At 66.3% G+C, this 15705-nt stretch carries 11 protein-coding genes; 1 reads left to right on the plus strand and 10 read right to left on the minus strand.

The features are described 5' to 3' along the window. Nucleotides 1–3 precede the first annotated feature (3 nt). Nucleotides 4–1101 (plus strand): PA0069 family radical SAM protein, encoded by a 1098-nt coding sequence (locus WG898_RS14625; RefSeq protein WP_339603523.1) that lies wholly within the window; start codon nt 4–6, stop codon nt 1099–1101. Here WG898_RS14625 and WG898_RS14630 read toward each other — a convergent pair. The 10 genes from WG898_RS14630 to dnaG all read right to left on the minus strand — a co-directional run bounded on the left by WG898_RS14630 (nt 1098) and on the right by dnaG (nt 15702). Beyond that, complete coding sequence (locus tag WG898_RS14630; RefSeq protein ID WP_339603524.1) at nt 1098–2768, minus strand: phosphoethanolamine transferase; 1671 nt, start codon at nt 2766–2768, stop codon at nt 1098–1100. The two genes, WG898_RS14625 and WG898_RS14630, sit on opposite strands and share 4 nt — an antisense overlap. Before the next feature lie 38 nt (nt 2769–2806). After that, nucleotides 2807–4432, minus strand: coding sequence for a response regulator (locus WG898_RS14635; protein WP_339603525.1), 1626 nt, complete (start codon nt 4430–4432; stop codon nt 2807–2809). A gap of 111 nt (nt 4433–4543) precedes the next feature. Beyond that, nucleotides 4544–5689, minus strand: a complete 1146-nt coding sequence (dnaJ, locus tag WG898_RS14640; protein WP_339603526.1) for a molecular chaperone DnaJ — start codon at nt 5687–5689, stop codon at nt 4544–4546. A 104-nt stretch (nt 5690–5793) separates the two neighbouring features. After that, nucleotides 5794–7800, minus strand: coding sequence for a molecular chaperone DnaK (dnaK, locus tag WG898_RS14645; RefSeq protein ID WP_339603571.1), 2007 nt, complete (start codon nt 7798–7800; stop codon nt 5794–5796). A 34-nt stretch (nt 7801–7834) separates the two neighbouring features. After that, nucleotides 7835–8383, minus strand: a complete 549-nt coding sequence (gene grpE / locus WG898_RS14650) for a nucleotide exchange factor GrpE (protein WP_339603527.1) — start codon at nt 8381–8383, stop codon at nt 7835–7837. Between the two features lie 129 nt (nt 8384–8512). Beyond that, nucleotides 8513–8926, minus strand: coding sequence for an RNA-binding S4 domain-containing protein (locus WG898_RS14655; protein ID WP_339603528.1), 414 nt, complete (start codon nt 8924–8926; stop codon nt 8513–8515). A gap of 43 nt (nt 8927–8969) precedes the next feature. Next, on the minus strand, nt 8970–10061 hold the full coding sequence (gene hemH, locus WG898_RS14660; RefSeq protein WP_339603529.1) for a ferrochelatase: 1092 nt from the start codon (nt 10059–10061) through the stop codon (nt 8970–8972). A gap of 5 nt (nt 10062–10066) precedes the next feature. Then, nucleotides 10067–11032 (minus strand): adenylate/guanylate cyclase domain-containing protein, encoded by a 966-nt coding sequence (locus WG898_RS14665; RefSeq protein WP_339603530.1) that lies wholly within the window; start codon nt 11030–11032, stop codon nt 10067–10069. A gap of 145 nt (nt 11033–11177) precedes the next feature. Then, complete coding sequence (rpoD, locus tag WG898_RS14670) at nt 11178–13397, minus strand: RNA polymerase sigma factor RpoD (RefSeq protein ID WP_339603531.1); 2220 nt, start codon at nt 13395–13397, stop codon at nt 11178–11180. Between the two features lie 349 nt (nt 13398–13746). Continuing rightward, a complete protein-coding gene (gene dnaG / locus WG898_RS14675; protein ID WP_339603532.1) occupies nt 13747–15702 on the minus strand; it encodes a DNA primase in 1956 nt (651 codons plus the stop codon). Nucleotides 15703–15705: the final 3 nt, after the last annotated feature.

The raw sequence follows: 15705 nt of genomic DNA on the forward strand, positions 1-15705 counted from the left end.
AGTATGTCTTCGACCATCAAGCCTCCCATTCCCATCAAGGGGCGCGGCAGCGACTGGGCCATCGCGCATCGCTTCGAGCGCCAGGCCCGCGAATGCTTCGACGATGGCTGGGGCACGCTGGAGCAGCAGGCCGCCGAAGAGCGTCTGCCGCCCAGCACCCAGATCATCGAGGAGCATGCCCGGAGCATCATCTCGAGCAACCAGTCGCCCGACATCAGCTTTGACCTTTCGATCAACCCCTACCGCGGTTGCGAGCATGGTTGTATCTACTGCTTCGCGCGGCCCACGCACAGCTACCTGAACCTCTCGCCGGGCCTGGATTTCGAGACCCGCATCATCGCCAAGGTCAACGCGGTCGAGCGTCTGCATGCGGCCTTCGCGTCGCGCGCCTACAGCCCTAAGCTGCTGTGCCTGGGCACCGCCACCGACGCCTACCAGCCCATCGAGCGCAAGCTAGGCATCACGCGCGGCCTGGTGGAGCTGATGGCGGCCTGCCAGCACCCGTTCTCCATCGTCACCAAGTCGTCCGGGGTGGAGCGCGACCTGGACCTGCTGGCGCCAATGGCCGCCAGGCGCCAGGTGGGCGTCTATGTGTCCATCACCACGCTGGACCCGGCGCTGGCGCGCATCCTCGAGCCGCGCGCCGCCGCGCCCCAGCGGCGCCTGCGCACGCTCAAGACCCTGGCCGAGGCGGGCGTGCCGGTGGGTGTGAGCGTCTCGCCCATCATTCCCTTTGTGAACGAGCCCGAACTGGAGCAGATCCTGGCCGCGGCCGCCGAGGCCGGTGCCAGCAAGGCCTTCAGCATCCCGCTGCGCCTGCCCTGGGAGGTGGCGCCGCTGTTCCAGGACTGGCTGCAGCAGCATTTGCCCGACCGGGCCGCGCGCGTGATGGCGCGGGTGCGCGAGATGCGCGGCGGCGCCGACAACGATGCGCGCTTCGGCTCGCGCATGCGCGGCGAGGGCATCTGGGCCCAGCTGCTGCAGCAGCGCATGCGCAAGGCCTGCGCGCGCCTGGGGCTCAACCGCGAACGTATCCCGCTGGACCTGAGCCAGTTCCGGCCGCCTGCCTCGCCGGCTGCGGCACAGGCCGAGCTGTTCTAAGGCTTGCCTGGACGGCAGGGCGCCAGCAGGTCCCAGTCGCTGCGCATGACGCTGGTCTGCACGCCCATCAGTCCCAGGGTGGTGTGGAAGAGCTGGTCGTGCGAGAGCGGCTGGTCCAGGCGCTGGCCCAGGCAGCTGCGCGACACACCGGCCGCCCGTGCGCTGGGCTCGGGCAGCCACAGGATCAGCGGCACCTGTTTCTGTTCCGGCGGCGCCACCGCATAGGGCATGCCGTGCAGATAGAGCTTGTTCTCGCCCAGCGACTCGCCGTGGTCCGAGGCATAGAGCAGGCTGGTGTCGAAGCGCGCCTGCTGGGTCTTGAGCCAGGCAATCAGGCCGGCCAGCACATGGTCGGTGTAGGCGATGGTGTTGTCGTAGGCGTTCAGCACCTGCTCGCGCGGGCATTGCTGCAGGGCGTTGCTGCGGCACTCGGGCTGGAAGGGCTTGGCCGTGGCTGGCGAGCGCTTGTAGTAGGCCGGCCCATGGCTGCCCATCTGGTGCAGCACCAGCACGACGCCGCGCGCCACGCGCGCCGGGTCCAGCGCCGCGATGCGCTGATCCAGACCATGCAGCAGGGCGGCGTCCAGGCATTCCTCGCCATCGCAGAGCCCGTCCGGCAAGGGCGCGGCGCCGGCGGCCGGCGTGGCGGCCATGCTGTTGGGAATGCGCTCGCACAGGCCCTTGCAGCCCGACTGGTTGTCCAGCCATAGCACCGCCAGGCCGGCACGCTGCAGCACGTCCAGCAGGTTCTCATGCGCGCCCTGCTGGCTGCCGTAGGCTTCGCGCCCCAAGGGCGAGAACATGCAGGGCAGCGAGGCGGCGGTGCTGGTGCCGCAGGAGCTCACGGCGCGGAAGCTCAGCACCTCGAGCTTGGCCAGCTCGGGGTTGGTGTTGCGGGCATAGCCGTTCAGCGAGAAGTTGGCGCTGCGCGCGGTCTCGCCCACCACCAGCATGAACAGCGGCGGCTTGCTGCCGGCCGGGCGCGGCGTCAGTCGGGCATCCGCGCCCAGCACCTGGGGCGGGCCTTGTGGCGCCTGCTGCGACTCGAGCACCACCGAGCCCAACGACCAGAAGGCCGTCATCGGGTTGATCATGTAGCGCAAGGCCTTGTGGTTGCGCATGGTCGACGCCAGCTCGGCAAAACTGCTCATGGCCAGGGCCACCGCCAGCGCCATGCCAAGCGCCAGGCTCAGCAGATTCAGGCCCAGGCTGGGCAGCAGCTGGCGGTGCGCCAGCGGCCGACGCCACAACCACCAGCTTGGCAGACCGCCCAGCAATGCCAGCGTGAGGAACAGGCGCAGGCTCAGCAGATCGCGCGTCTCGCGCACATCGGTGTGCAGCACGTTGACGATCATGCCGGGGTCCACCACGATACCGTAGCTGCTCATGAAATGGGTCAGGGCGGCCGCGGTGAGCAGGCACAGCGCCAGCACCGGCTTGATCAGCCCGCGCCAGCACAGCAGGCTCAGCAGGCCGGCAGTGAGGCTCACCACCATGCCGGCGAACACCAGCACAAACAGGCGGCCAGCGGCGTCGCCCAGCTCGGGCAGGTCCAGCATGCGCCGCCACAGCGGCCAGTTGCACAGCAGGCCCATCCACAGGGCGGCCAGCCAGGTCAGGCTCAGGGGTGAATTCAGGCGGGGGCGCAGAAAGCCGGGCAGGCGCATGGGCTGGGGGGCAGGGGACCAAAGCCCCGGATTGTGGCTCAGCCTCGCAGTGCCAGCCCGCCCGCGCTGCGGGCCTGGCGTATCCCCGAGCCGGTGCCCAGCGGTTGGACAAAGCGGCGGTGCAGCTCGCCGATCTGCTCGCGTAGCTCGGCCGCGTTGTCGATCTTCTCTTCATGGCGCTTGAGCACCAGGCTGGCCATGTCGATCAGCTTGGCGTTGCGGGTTTCAGCCCCCTGCTGTATCAACAGCTCCACGCCCACCCTGGCCGTGCCGCGCATCGAGTGGCGCATGGCCGTCTCGGCGATCGAAAAAATGCGTGCATGGCAGTCGCGCAACTCCTGTGCGGCCGGCTCGTTACCTTCCGTCATCGCCACCAGCACCTCGGTGGCCGACTTGGTGGTGCAGTAGCGCAGGCCGATGCGGGTCAGCAGGGCCGTCATTTCTTCCAGCTGGATCTCCTGGCCGGCAAAGCGCATCCAAAGCGCCACCAGCAGGCTGGCGGCCTCCAGATCGAAATCCTCGCTGTCGAATTCGCGGCCGAAACTGCGCGCCAGCTGCAGGGCATCGGCCACGCGCCGCTCCTGCAGCAGGCGCAGTCCTTGGATCACGGTGGCAAAGCGCTGCAAGCGGCTCGACTTTGGGTCGCGCTCCAGTTCGCGCAGCATGGCCTCGTGGGTCTGCTTGAGGCCGCGCGTGTCCCTGGCATCAAAGCGCATCAAGGCCACCAGCACCAGGGTCAGCATGTCGAAGAGCTTGCTGCGCAGGCCGGTGGCGATGGTGCGCTCCAGCTGCTTGAGCGCCTCATCGCGCTGGCCGACATAGAAGGCCAGCGTGCCGGCGCGCTGCTGGCGCAGCAGGCAGCCCGGCGTCAGGTTGGCGGCGGTGCGATAGGTGGCCATGGCCTGCGCGATCTCGCCTTGTTCCATCTGCACCCGGCCCATCACATCGTAGGAGTCGGCATGGCCTGGCATGTCGCCGATCAGGGTTTCCAGCGTGCGGCGCGCGGCCGCCGGGTTGCCCGAGGCCAGCTCGCTGCGGGCCACGCCCAGCCTTGCCCAGGGCACGGTGCGTGCCTCGATGATGGCGTCGTAGAGCTTGCGGGCGTCGTCATGACGCTCCAGGCGCAGCAGCAGCTCGGCGCCGATGCGGGCGGCGTAGAGCCAGAACTGCTCCCGGGCCTGGAAGCGCCGCAGGCAATGTGCTGCAGCGGCCTCGTAGTTCTGCGCCTCCAGGGCCTCGAAGATGTCCTTCAGCACGCGCTTGCGGTGCCGTGCATGGGTCAGGCGTTCGGCCAGCGAGGCGCTGGTGTAGGGTTTGATCAGATAGGCGTCGAGCGCAGCCTCGGCGGCCTCGGCCACCTTGGCGTAGGAGGCCTCGCCGGTGACCATGATGAAGACGGTGGAGTGCGGCAGCAACTGCTCGCGGCGCAACTCGTCCAGCAGGTCCTGGCCAGACATCTCGCTGCCATCGAAGTGGTAGTCGCACAGCACGATGTCATAGGCCTTGTGCTCCAGGATCACGCGCGCATCGCTGATGCGGGTGGCCTGGCGCACCATGCCCACGCCCAGCTCGCGCAACTGCGCCGCCATCAGGCTGCGCGAGGTGGCGTTGCTGTCGATGACCAGGGCGCAGGCGTCCTGGATGCTGTTGTCGATCAACTGCATGGCCAGGCGCGCACTCCGGTGTACATGGAGTCCGGTTTGCTCACCCCCGTCTCTTCGGCGCTATCGCACGCGACTTGAGCGCCGCAGCGTGACGCAAGTCGCGGCTGCGGCTTACTTGAACAGGTCCTTGACCCGGTCGGTCCAGCTCTTGGCATTGGGCGAGTGGCGCTCGCCACCATCCTTGAAGCTCTTGTCCAGTTCCTTGAGCAGCTTGCGCTGGTGCTCGGTGAGCTTGACCGGCGTCTCCACGCTGATGTGGCAGTACAGATCGCCCGGGTAGCTGGAACGCACGCCCTTGATGCCCTTGCCGCGTAGACGGAAGGTCTTGCCATGCTGGGTGCCCTCGGGCAGCTCGATTTCGGCCTTGCCGCCCAGGGTCGGCACCTCGATGCTGCCGCCCAGCGCGGCGGTGGTCATGGCCACCGGCATGGTGCAGTGCAGGTCGTCGCCGTCGCGCTCGAACAGCTCGTGCTGCTTGATGCGGATCTCGATATAGAGGTCGCCGGCCGGGCCGCCGTTCACACCCGGCTCGCCATTGCCGGCCGAGCGTATGCGCATGCCTTCGTTGATGCCGGCCGGGATCTTGACCTCCAGGGTCTTGCTCTTCTTCAGCTTGCCCTGGCCGCTGCATACCGTGCAGGGGTCGGGGATGATCTTGCCGCTGCCGTGGCAGTGCGGGCAGGTCTGCTGGATCGAGAAGAAGCCCTGGCGCATATGCACCGTGCCGCTGCCGTTGCAGGAGCCGCAGCTCTTGGCGCTGGTGCCTGGCTTGGCGCCAGTGCCGCTGCAGGTCTCGCAGCTTTCCCAGGAGGGGATGCGGATCTGCGTTTCCTTGCCGCGTGCGGCTTCTTCCAGCGTGATCTCCATCGCATAGCTGAGATCGCTGCCGCGGTAGACCTGCTGGCCGCCACCACGCCGGCCGGCACCGCCGGCGCCGCCAAAGATGTCGCCGAAGATGTCGCCGAAGGCCTCGGCAAAGCCGCCAAAGCCCTCCGCGCCCGGGCCGCCGCGGCCGCCCATATTCGGATCCACCCCGGCATGGCCGTACTGGTCATAGGCGGCGCGCTTTTGCGCATCGGAGAGCATCTCATAGGCCTCCTTGGCCTCCTTGAACTGCTCTTCGGCCTTCTTGGCCCCGTCCCCCTGGTTGCGGTCGGGGTGGAACTTCATGGCCAGCTTGCGATAGGCCTTCTTGATCTCTTCCTCGCTGGCGTTCTTGGCCAGGCCGAGGATCTCGTAATAGTCACGCTTTGCCATGGGAGGGTCCGGGGCGTAGAAAAAAGGTGCGCCGCGTCAAGCCTTTGAAGGCCTGCGCGGCGGCTTGCTGCAAGCGGCCGGTGGGCCGGCGCGCCCGCGGCTTCTTACTTGCTGTCCTTGACTTCCTTGAACTCGGCGTCCACGACGTTGTCGTCGGCCGGCTTGGCGCTGGCTTGCGCCTGCTCATGCGCGTGCGGCTGCTCGGCAGCACCCGCGGCGGCGGCGCCCGCGGCAGCGGCGGCCTGCGACTCGGCGTAGATCTTCTCGCCCAGCTTCTGGCTGGCCTTCATCAGCTCTTCGGTCTTGGCTTCGATCGCAGCCTTGTCATCGCCCTTGATGGCCTCTTCCAGATCCTTGATCGAGGCCTCGATCTTGTCCTTCTCGGCGGCTTCCAGCTTGTCGCCATGCTCGGTGAGGGACTTGCGCACGCTGTGCACCATGCCGTCGGCCTGGTTCTTGGCCTGCACGATCTCGACCTTCTTCTTGTCCTCGGCGGCGTTGGCTTCGGCGTCCTTCACCATCTTCTCGATCTCGGCCTCCGACAGGCCCGAGTTCGCCTTGATGGTGATCTTGTTTTCCTTGCCGGTACCCTTGTCCTTGGCGCCCACATGCAGGATGCCGTTGGCGTCGATGTCGAAGCTCACCTCGATCTGCGGCGTGCCGCGCGGTGCCGGCGGGATGCCTTCGAGGTTGAACTCACCCAGGCTCTTGTTGCCCGAGGCCAGCTCGCGCTCGCCCTGGTAGACCTTGATGGTCACGGCCGGCTGGTTGTCGTCGGCGGTGGAGAAGGTCTGGCTGAACTTGGTCGGGATGGTCGTGTTCTTGGCGATCATCTTGGTCATCACGCCGCCCAGGGTCTCGATGCCCAGCGACAGCGGCGTCACGTCCAGCAGCAGCACGTCCTTGCGCTCGCCGCCCAGCACCTGGCCCTGGATGGCCGCACCGACGGCCACGGCCTCATCGGGGTTGACGTCCTTGCGCGGTTCCTTGCCGAAGAACTCCTTGACCTTGTCCTGCACCTTGGGCATGCGGGTCATGCCGCCGACCAGGATCACGTCGTCGATGGCGCTCACCGCCACGCCGGCATCCTTGATGGCGGTGCGGCAGGGGGCGATGGTGCGCTCGATCAGCTCTTCCACCAGCGACTCCAGCTTGGCGCGCGTGAGCTTGATGTTCAGATGCTTGGGGCCCGACGCATCGGCGGTGATGTAGGGCAGGTTGACGTCGGTCTGCGAGCTGTTCGAAAGCTCGATCTTGGCCTTCTCGGCGGCTTCCTTGAGGCGCTGCAGGGCGAGCACATCCTTGGTCAGGTCGACGCCCTGATCCTTCTTGAACTCGGTGACGATGTAGTCAATGATGCGCTGGTCGAAGTCTTCGCCGCCCAGGAAGGTGTCGCCGTTGGTCGACAGCACCTCGAACTGCATCTCGCCGTCGACATCGGCGATCTCGATGATGGAGATGTCGAAGGTGCCGCCGCCCAGGTCATAGACGGCGATCTTGCGGTCGCCCTTGCCATGCTTGTCCAGGCCAAAGGCCAGGGCCGCGGCGGTGGGCTCGTTGATGATGCGCTTGACATCCAGGCCGGCGATGCGGCCGGCGTCCTTGGTGGCCTGGCGCTGGGCGTCGTTGAAGTAGGCCGGCACCGTGATCACGGCCTCGGTGACTTCCTCACCGAGGTAGTCCTCGGCGGTCTTCTTCATCTTGCGCAGCACTTCGGCGCTGACCTGCGGGGGCGCCAGCTTCTTGCCGCGCACTTCGACCCAGGCGTCGCCGTTGTCGGCGGCGGCGATGCTGTAGGGCATCAGATCGATGTCCTTCTGAACTTCCTTCTCGGTGAACTTGCGGCCGATCAGGCGCTTCACCGCGTACAGGGTGTTCTTGGGGTTGGTGACGGCCTGGCGCTTGGCCGAGGCGCCCACCAGGATTTCGCCATCTTCTTGGTAAGCAATGATGGACGGGGTGGTGCGAGCGCCTTCGGCGTTCTCGATCACGCGCGTCGTGTTGCCTTCCATGACGGCCACGCACGAGTTCGTGGTGCCCAGGTCAATGCCGATGATCTTTCCCATGTTGTTCTCCTGAACTGAATGCTTGGATGCTTTGAATCTGTGGATAAGTCGCCGCTCTTCAAGAGGGGCGAGCTGTGAATTACTTGGCCGCGGCCACCGTCACCAGCGCCGGGCGCAGCACCCGGTCGGCGATCAGATAGCCCTTTTGCAGCACTGCAACCACGGTGTTGGCTTCCTGCTCGGCCGGCACCATCGAGATCGCCTGGTGCTGGTGCGGATCGAACTTCACGCCGGCGCCGGGGTTGATCTCCAGCACCTTGTTGCGCTCCAGCGCGGCGGCCAGCTGGCGCTTGGTGGCGTGCACGCCCTCCAGCACCGTCTCGACCTTGGCGTCCGGAGTGGCGATGGCTGCTTCCATGCTGTCCATCACCGGCAGCATGGCCTCGGCAAAGGCCTCCACCGCGTATTTGCGCGCCTTGGACATCTCGTCTTCCGAGCGGCGACGGATGTTCTCGGTCTCGGCCTTGGCGCGCAGGTAGGCGTCGGACATTTCGGCCAGTCGCGCTTCGGTTTCGGCCAGCTTTGCCTCGATGCTGGGCTCCGCAGTGCTGGCACTGCCTTCGGTCTGGGCCGCCTCAGCGGTGCTTGCGGCGTTGGGTTCCTGGGACATGGATGGCTCGGTCGTCATGGTCTGTGTGGTTCTGGCTGGGCCCCCGCGCGACTAAGGCTTTCGGGGTAACCGCGCCCATATGGGGCGAGAGCCCGGGCTTTCAAGAGGGGAATTTGAAGCTGGGGTTTGAGTGTTAACCCTGATTAATCAATCAATCTGGGCCGACCAGCGGTCCCAGTCCGCCAGGGCGCGCCGGTCCTGCTTGGTGGGACGGCCCTGCACGATGCTGGCGGCCGGCTCGGGCGCCAGGCGGCGTGCCTCGGCGGCGCGTTCGCGCGCGGCGATGCTGTCCGGCGTTTCTTCATAGAGGGCCTGGGCCTGTGGCGCCGGGCCGCGGATGTGGCTGAGGCCGCGCACCAGCAGCTCGCGCTCGATGACGCCCTGGCGCAGGTGGATGCGGTCGCCCAGCCGGACCTCGCGCGAGGCCTTCGCGGACTGGCCGTTGACGGTGACCCGGCCTTTCACGATTTCCTCCACCGCCAGGGCGCGGGTCTTGTAGAAGCGCGCGGCCCAGAGCCATTTGTCCAGGCGCAGGCCGCTCGCTGCAGCATCTTTCTTCATGGCGCGATTGTCGCCGATGCCGCGCTGTGCCCCGGTCACCACGTCAGCGCTGCGCTCCCTTGGCAAGCGCCAATTCCTGCTGAGCCCGCAAGGCCGCGGCGTCGGCTGGCTGCGCGCTGGGCCAGCCCTGCAAATGGCGTTCTGCCAGGTCAGCCAGGGCATGCATGCCGGCCGGGCTGTCGTTGAGGCAGGGTATGTAGCTGAAGCGCTGGCCGCCCGCGTTCTTGAAGGCCTGTTGCGCCTCCTGGGCGATTTCTTCCAGCGTTTCAAGGCAGTCGGCGCTGAAACCTGGGCAGATCACGTCCACCGATTTCAGGCCTTGCCGAGCCAGCTGGATCAGGCTGGGTTCGGTATAGGGCTCCAGCCACTTGGCCTTGCCGAAGCGGCTTTGGAAGGTCACCAGGTACTGCTCCTTGCTTAGGCCCAGAGCCTCGGCCAGCAGGCGGCCGGTCTTCAGGCATTCGCAGTGATAGGGGTCGCCCAGGGCCAGGGTGCGGGCGGGCATGCCGTGAAAACTCATCAGCAGCTTGTCGCCGCGGCCCTCGCGCGTCCAATGGCTGCGTACCGATTCGGCCAGCGCGGCGATATAGCCGGGCTCGTCGTGGTAGCGATTGATGAAACGCAGCTCGGGCAGGTGCCGGGTCTTGAGTGCCCAGCGCGCCACATCGTCGACCACGCTGGCGGTGGTGGCGGCGCAATACTGGGGATAGGCGGGCAGCACCAGCACGCGCGTCACGCCTTCGGCCCGCAGGGCGTCGAGCTGCGCGGCAATGGTGGGCCGGCCGTAGCGCATAGCGTACCGCACCGTGGTTTGGTGGCCGCGTTGGCCCAGATACCCCTGCAGCAGCTTGGCCTGCTTCTCGGTCCAGACCTTCAGCGGCGAACCATCTGATGTCCAGACACTGGCGTATTTGGCGGCCGACTTGGCCGGGCGTACGCGCAGGATGATGCCGTGCAGGATGGCCAGCCAGAGAAGGCGCGGAATCTCCACCACGCGCGGGTCGCCGAGAAACTGCGCCAGATAGCGGCGCAGGGCCGGCGCGGTGGCGGCATCGGGTGTTCCAAGATTGCAGAACAGCACGCCGATCTTGGGCGCGCTGCCATGGGTATAGGCAGGTTCGGGCTTGAAGCTCATCGGAATCAGCCCCTCAGCCGCGATTGGCCAAGAGGCAGGGGTTCTGTGTCGGCGAAGTGCAGCACCTCGAAGCGCACCGTCGGCGAGGTGGCATCCAGCGGTGCGCTGCCCAGGCCGATCACGCCACTGCCATGCAGGGTGCAGGAGCCGCGCCGCAGGCTGACGATTTCGTCATCGTTGCCAAAGCGCACAAAGGTGCCGTTGTAGCTCAGGTCGGTGAGCGAGAAGCTGCCGCCATGCCAGTCGATGCGGGCATGGGAGCGCGAGACCCGGCCGTCGGTGATGCAGTAGGTGGCCTGGGTGCTGCGGCCCAGCACGATGGGCATGCTGTCGATGTCGAAGACCCGGTCCAGGTCCAGCCAGACCAGGCGTATGCCATCCGGCTCCATCGAATGCACCACCTCGCCGAACTGGGTGGCGGCGGCGTCGCCGGAGGGGGCGCCGTCCAGCACGTAGACATGCACCGGCTCGGCGCGGCCGCGCACCGCGATGCGATCCAGGCTGCGAAAGCGCGACTTGGTGTTGCTTGCCAGGCCCTGCAGCACTTCGGCGGTGATGAGGATTTCGTTGTCGCCCGCATGGTCCAGCAAGCGCGCGGCCACATTGACGGCGTCGCCGAAGCAGTCGCCGCCCATCTCGACCACCTCGCCGCGGGCCAGTGCCACCTGCAAGCGCAGCGCACGTAGCCCCGGCGAGGCGCCATGCTGGCGGCCGCGCGACACCACCTTTTTCAGCAGCTCATGCATCTGGACGGCGGACTTGACGCCATCGCGGGGGGTGTCGAACACCGCCATCAGGCCGTCGCCCAGGGTCTTCACCAGGCGGCCGCCGCAACCATCCACCGCCTGGCCGATCAGGCTCACCGTGTGCGTGACCACCGAGGTGGCCTCGGCATTGCCCAGGGTCTCGAACAAGCCGGTGCTGCCGCGCAGGTCGGCAAACAAGACGGTGCGATCCCGTATCTGGGTCATGGGCGGGTACTGGGTCTGGCGACTGTGAACTAAGTCTCAGTGTAGCCCGGCATCCATGACGGTCATTGCAGCGAAAACGCGGAGAACTGCGCAGCAAATGAAAAGGCCGGCGCTGGGCCGGCCTACGTTGGGTAGCTCGCGCAGCTTACAGATTGTCCAGATACGTGCGCAGCTTGTCCGAGCGGCTGGGGTGCTTGAGCTTGCGGATCGCCTTTGCCTCGATCTGGCGGATGCGTTCACGCGTCACATCGAACTGCTTGCCCACTTCTTCCAGCGTGTGGTCGGTGGACATCTCGATGCCGAAGCGCATGCGCAGCACCTTGGCCTCGCGCGGGGTCAGGCTGTCGAGGATGTCCTTCACCACATCGCGCAGGCCGGCCTGCATGGCAGCCTCAATCGGCGCGGTATTGTTGGTGTCCTCGATGAAATCGCCCAGATGCGAGTCGTCGTCGTCGCCGATCGGCGTCTCCATGGAAATCGGCTCCTTGGCGATCTTCATGATCTTGCGGATCTTGTCTTCGGGGATCTCCATCTTCTCGGCCAGGGTCGGCGCATCCGGCTCGAAGCCGAATTCCTGCAGATGCTGACGCGAGATGCGGTTCATCTTGTTGATCGTCTCGATCATGTGCACCGGGATACGGATGGTGCGGGCCTGGTCGGCGATCGAACGCGTGATGGCCTGGCGAATCCACCAGGTGGCGTAGGTCGAGAACTTGTAGCCGCGACGGTATTCGAACTTGTCCACCGCCTTCATCAGGCCGATATTGCCTTCCTGGATCAGGTCCAGGAACTGCAGGCCACGGTTGGTGTACTTCTTCGCGATCGAGATCACCAGGCGCAGATTGGCCTCGATCATTTCCTTCTTGGCGTCGCGCGAGGCCTTTTCGCCCTCGTTCATGCGCTTGTTGATCTCCTTCAGATCGTCGAGCGGCACCACCGCTCGGGCCTGGATGTCGATCAGCTTCTGCTGCAGTTCCTGCACCGGCGGCAGATTGCGCGACAGCACCGTGCTGTAGGGCTTGCCGGCTGCCACTTCCTTCTCGGCCCATTGCAGGTTCAGCGCATTGGGCGGGAACACCTTGATAAAGTGTTCCTGCGGCATGCCGCACTTGTCCACCACGATCTTGCGCAGCTCGCGCTCGTAGCGGCGCACATCGTCGACCTGCGAGCGCAGGATGTCGCACAGCCGTTCGATGGTCTTGACGGTGAATCGGATCGTCATCAGCTCGGCGCTGATGGCGTGCTGGGCCTTGTCGTACGAGGCCGAGCGGTAGCCGTCCTTCTCGAAGGCCTTGCGCATCTTGTCGAAGTTGGTCGACAGGTTGTCGAACTTCACCAGCGCGGCGTTCTTCAACTCCTCGAGCTTCTTGGTCAGCGCCTTGGAGCCGCCGTTGCCGTCGTCGTCGTCCTCTTCGTCGAACTCGTCGAAGTCTTCCTCGGCCACATAGTCGTCGGCCTCGTCATCGGAGACGAATCCGTCCACCGATTCGGAGATTTGCATCTCGCCGGCGCGGATCTTGGCGGCGATCGAGAGGATCTCGGCGATGGTGGTGGGCGAGGCCGAGATGGCCAGCATCATGGCCTGCAGGCCACCTTCGATGCGCTTGGCGATTTCGATTTCGCCCTCACGCGTGAGCAGCTCGACCGTGCCCATTTCGCGCATATACATGCGCACCGGGTCGGTGGTGCGGCCGAACTCGGAGTCCACCGTCGACAGCGCAGCTTCCGCGGCTTCTTCGGCTTCTTCCTCGGTGGCGGTGGGCGAGGTGCTGCCCTGGATCAGCAGGGTGGCGGCGTCGGGCGCCTGCTCGTAGACCGCGATGCCCATGTCGTTCAACATGGACACGATGGCCTCGAGGATTTCCTCGTTGATCAGCTTCTCGGGCAGGTGGTCGTTGATTTCCTGATGCGTCAGGAAACCACGCGTCTTGCCCATCTTGATGAGGGTCTTGAGCTCCTGCCGGCGCTTGGCGACTTCCTCTTCGGTCAGTGCCGTTTCGTCCAGGCCGAACTCGCGCATCAGCGCGCGCTCCTTGGCGCGACTGACCTTCATGCGCAGGGGCTTGGCCTTGGGCTTGTCCTCGGCCGCCTCTTCCACCTCGGCATCCGCCTCGGGCTCGCCTTCCAGATCCGCTTCCAGGTCGGAGAGGTCCACTTCCTCTTCGATCGGCTTGGCCTTGGCGCCGGCCTTCTTGGTCTCGGTGGCCGCCTTGGGCTTGCGACCGCGCTTGGGCTTGTCGTCGGCCGAGGCCGCGGCGGGTGAGGCAGCCTTGCTGGCCTTGGCGGCCTTGGCAGGTTTCTTGGTTTCTTCAACCAATGTTTCAGCCTGATTCTCAGCCTTTGGCGCGGTCTTTTTGGCGGTCATGCAGTTCCTCGGATGGGGTATTTGGGCGGCGCAATGCAAGCGGCCACCTGAGAGCTCAGCGCGAAAACTCCGAGGAGTGATGCGGCGCGATCATGCCCAGGCGGCAAAAACATGGGCCTTGCAGCCAGGATAGATGCGGGCATCTGGCCAGGCCACAAGGCTTTGCGCGTGCAAGGCTAGCGTGAACGTTTGAGAACGCAGCCCTTTAGCGGATACAGGTGGCCTGATACCTCTATGTAGGTGCCCAGGGTCAGTGGGTGGCCGGGTCCGGAAGGTGCTGCCGTCACTCTTGACGCGCGAAAACCCTTAATTATCCGCCAAGAATGCAGGCTCGTCAAAGAATTTGACGTCATGCCGTGCTCAGCTGACGGATCTGTTCGTGCAGTTCCTTCAGTCGTACCAGCGTGTCCGGGCCGACCGGCGCGCTGGCCAACCGGCTGGCCTCGCCCTTGAGCCGGTCCAGCCAGAGCTTGCGCAGCAGTTGCTGCAGATCCTCGAACTGCAGCTCCTCCGCTTCCATGGCATCGAGTCGACCGCCGCAGGCGCGGCGTGCGGCGTCCAGTTGCCCCTCCTCGGCCAGGCTGACCTGCAGCACGGACCAGGCGCAGGCGCCATGGTTGACCAGGAAGCGCTCCAGCCATGCGACCAACTCGCCATGCGCGCCGGGCAGTTCGTGCAGCAGCTGGTGGTCCTGGTCGCTCAGGCGTTCCCACCAGGCGCTGTGCAGCAGCAGCATGCGCAGCGCATGGTCCATGGGCGCGGCCGGCTGGTGGCGCGGTGTGCCCAGCGTCGGGTCGTCAGCCTGGCCGCGGCGCTTCCAGTCCTTGTTCCAGTCCTTCTTCCAGGGCTTGCGTTCGCCGCCGGCCTGTTCGGGGCGTCGGCGTGGTGCGGCGGGCACGCTTGCCTCAGATGCATAGAACTCCGGCGGCGGAGCCCAGCCATCGTCGGGCGGATAGGCTTGCTCATGCGCCTGGCTGGCTGCACGCGCAGCTTGTTGCATGACTCGGGCCTGCCACAGGTCCATCAACTCCTGATCGGGCAGTTGGGCACGCCGTGCCAGATCGCCCAGCAGTTGACGGCGCAGCAGCCCCTGCGGCAGCGCCTCCCACAGGGGCTTGGCCTGGGCCAGCATGCGTGCGCGGCCCTCGGCGCTACCCAGGTCCAAGCCCTCGGAGCAGGAGTCCAGCAACTGGCGCGAGAGCGGGATCGCCTCGGCCACGCAGCGCTCGAAGGCCTCGGCGCCGAGTTCGCGCACATAGGAGTCGGGGTCATGCTCGCTGGGCAGGAACAGGAACTTGACGCTGCGCACGTCGCTGGCATGGGGCAGGGCGGCCTCCAGCGCGCGGCCGGCGGCGCGCCGGCCGGCGGCGTCGCCGTCGAAGCTGAACACCACCGATTCGGTGAAACGGAACAGCTTTTGCACATGCTCGGCGGTGCAGGCCGTGCCCAGCGTGGCCACGGCATTGTTGAAGCCATGCTGGGCCAGCGCCACCACGTCCATATAGCCTTCCACCACCAGCGCATACCCGCGTTGGCGCAGGCCTTGGCGGCCCTCGTACAGGCCGTAGAGCTCGCGCCCCTTGCTGAACACCGGAGTCTCGGGCGAGTTGAGGTATTTGGGCTCGCCCTTGTCGAGCACGCGGCCGCCGAATCCGATCACCTCGCCCTGCACATTGCGGATCGGGAACATGATGCGGTCGCGGAAGCGGTCGTAGCGCTTTTGCTCCTCGCCCTCGTCGCCGGAGCTGATGACCATGCCCGACTCGGCCAGCAGCGGGTCGTCGTAGGCCGGGAAGGCGCTTGCCAGCGCACGCCAGCCCTCGGGCGCATAGCCCAGGCCGAACTGGGCCGCGATCTGGCCGGTGAGGCCGCGCTGCTTCAGGTAACCGATGGCGCGCAGGCTTTTCTTCAGCTGCGCACGGTAATGCTCGCCGGCCCTGGCGAGCACGTCGGTCAGGCTGGCCTGGCGCTGTTTCTGCGCCTGCGCGCGTTCGCGCTCCTCGGCGCTGCGCTCGTCCTGCGGCACCTGCATGCCGGTCTGCTGGGCCAGATCCTCGACCGCCTCGACAAAGCCGGCGCCGGTGTGCTCCATCAGGAAGCCGATCGCATTGCCATGCACGCCGCAGCCGAAGCAGTGGTAGGTCTGGCGCGTCGGGCTGACGATGAAGCTGGGCGATTTCTCGCCATGGAAAGGGCACAGGCCCTTGTGGTTGATGCCCGCCTTCTTGAGCTCGACATGGCGGCCGACGACCTCGACGATGTCGACGCGGGAAAGCAGGTCCTGAATAAAGCCGGGTGGGATCACCGG

This window comes from Paucibacter soli (assembly GCF_037482845.1).
GTDB lineage: Bacteria > Pseudomonadota > Gammaproteobacteria > Burkholderiales > Burkholderiaceae_C > Paucibacter_B > Paucibacter_B soli.

Coding starts and splice junctions, on each gene's coding strand:
- WG898_RS14625 (WP_339603523.1), top strand. CDS start 4: ATGTCTTCGACCATCAAGCCTCCCATTCCCATCAAGGGGCGCGGCAGC.
- WG898_RS14630 (WP_339603524.1), bottom strand. CDS start 2,768: ATGCGCCTGCCCGGCTTTCTGCGCCCCCGCCTGAATTCACCCCTGAGC.
- WG898_RS14635 (WP_339603525.1), bottom strand. CDS start 4,432: ATGCAGTTGATCGACAACAGCATCCAGGACGCCTGCGCCCTGGTCATC.
- dnaJ (WP_339603526.1), bottom strand. CDS start 5,689: ATGGCAAAGCGTGACTATTACGAGATCCTCGGCCTGGCCAAGAACGCC.
- grpE (WP_339603527.1), bottom strand. CDS start 8,383: ATGACGACCGAGCCATCCATGTCCCAGGAACCCAACGCCGCAAGCACC.
- WG898_RS14655 (WP_339603528.1), bottom strand. CDS start 8,926: ATGAAGAAAGATGCTGCAGCGAGCGGCCTGCGCCTGGACAAATGGCTC.
- hemH (WP_339603529.1), bottom strand. CDS start 10,061: ATGAGCTTCAAGCCCGAACCTGCCTATACCCATGGCAGCGCGCCCAAG.
- WG898_RS14665 (WP_339603530.1), bottom strand. CDS start 11,032: ATGACCCAGATACGGGATCGCACCGTCTTGTTTGCCGACCTGCGCGGC.
- rpoD (WP_339603531.1), bottom strand. CDS start 13,397: ATGACCGCCAAAAAGACCGCGCCAAAGGCTGAGAATCAGGCTGAAACA.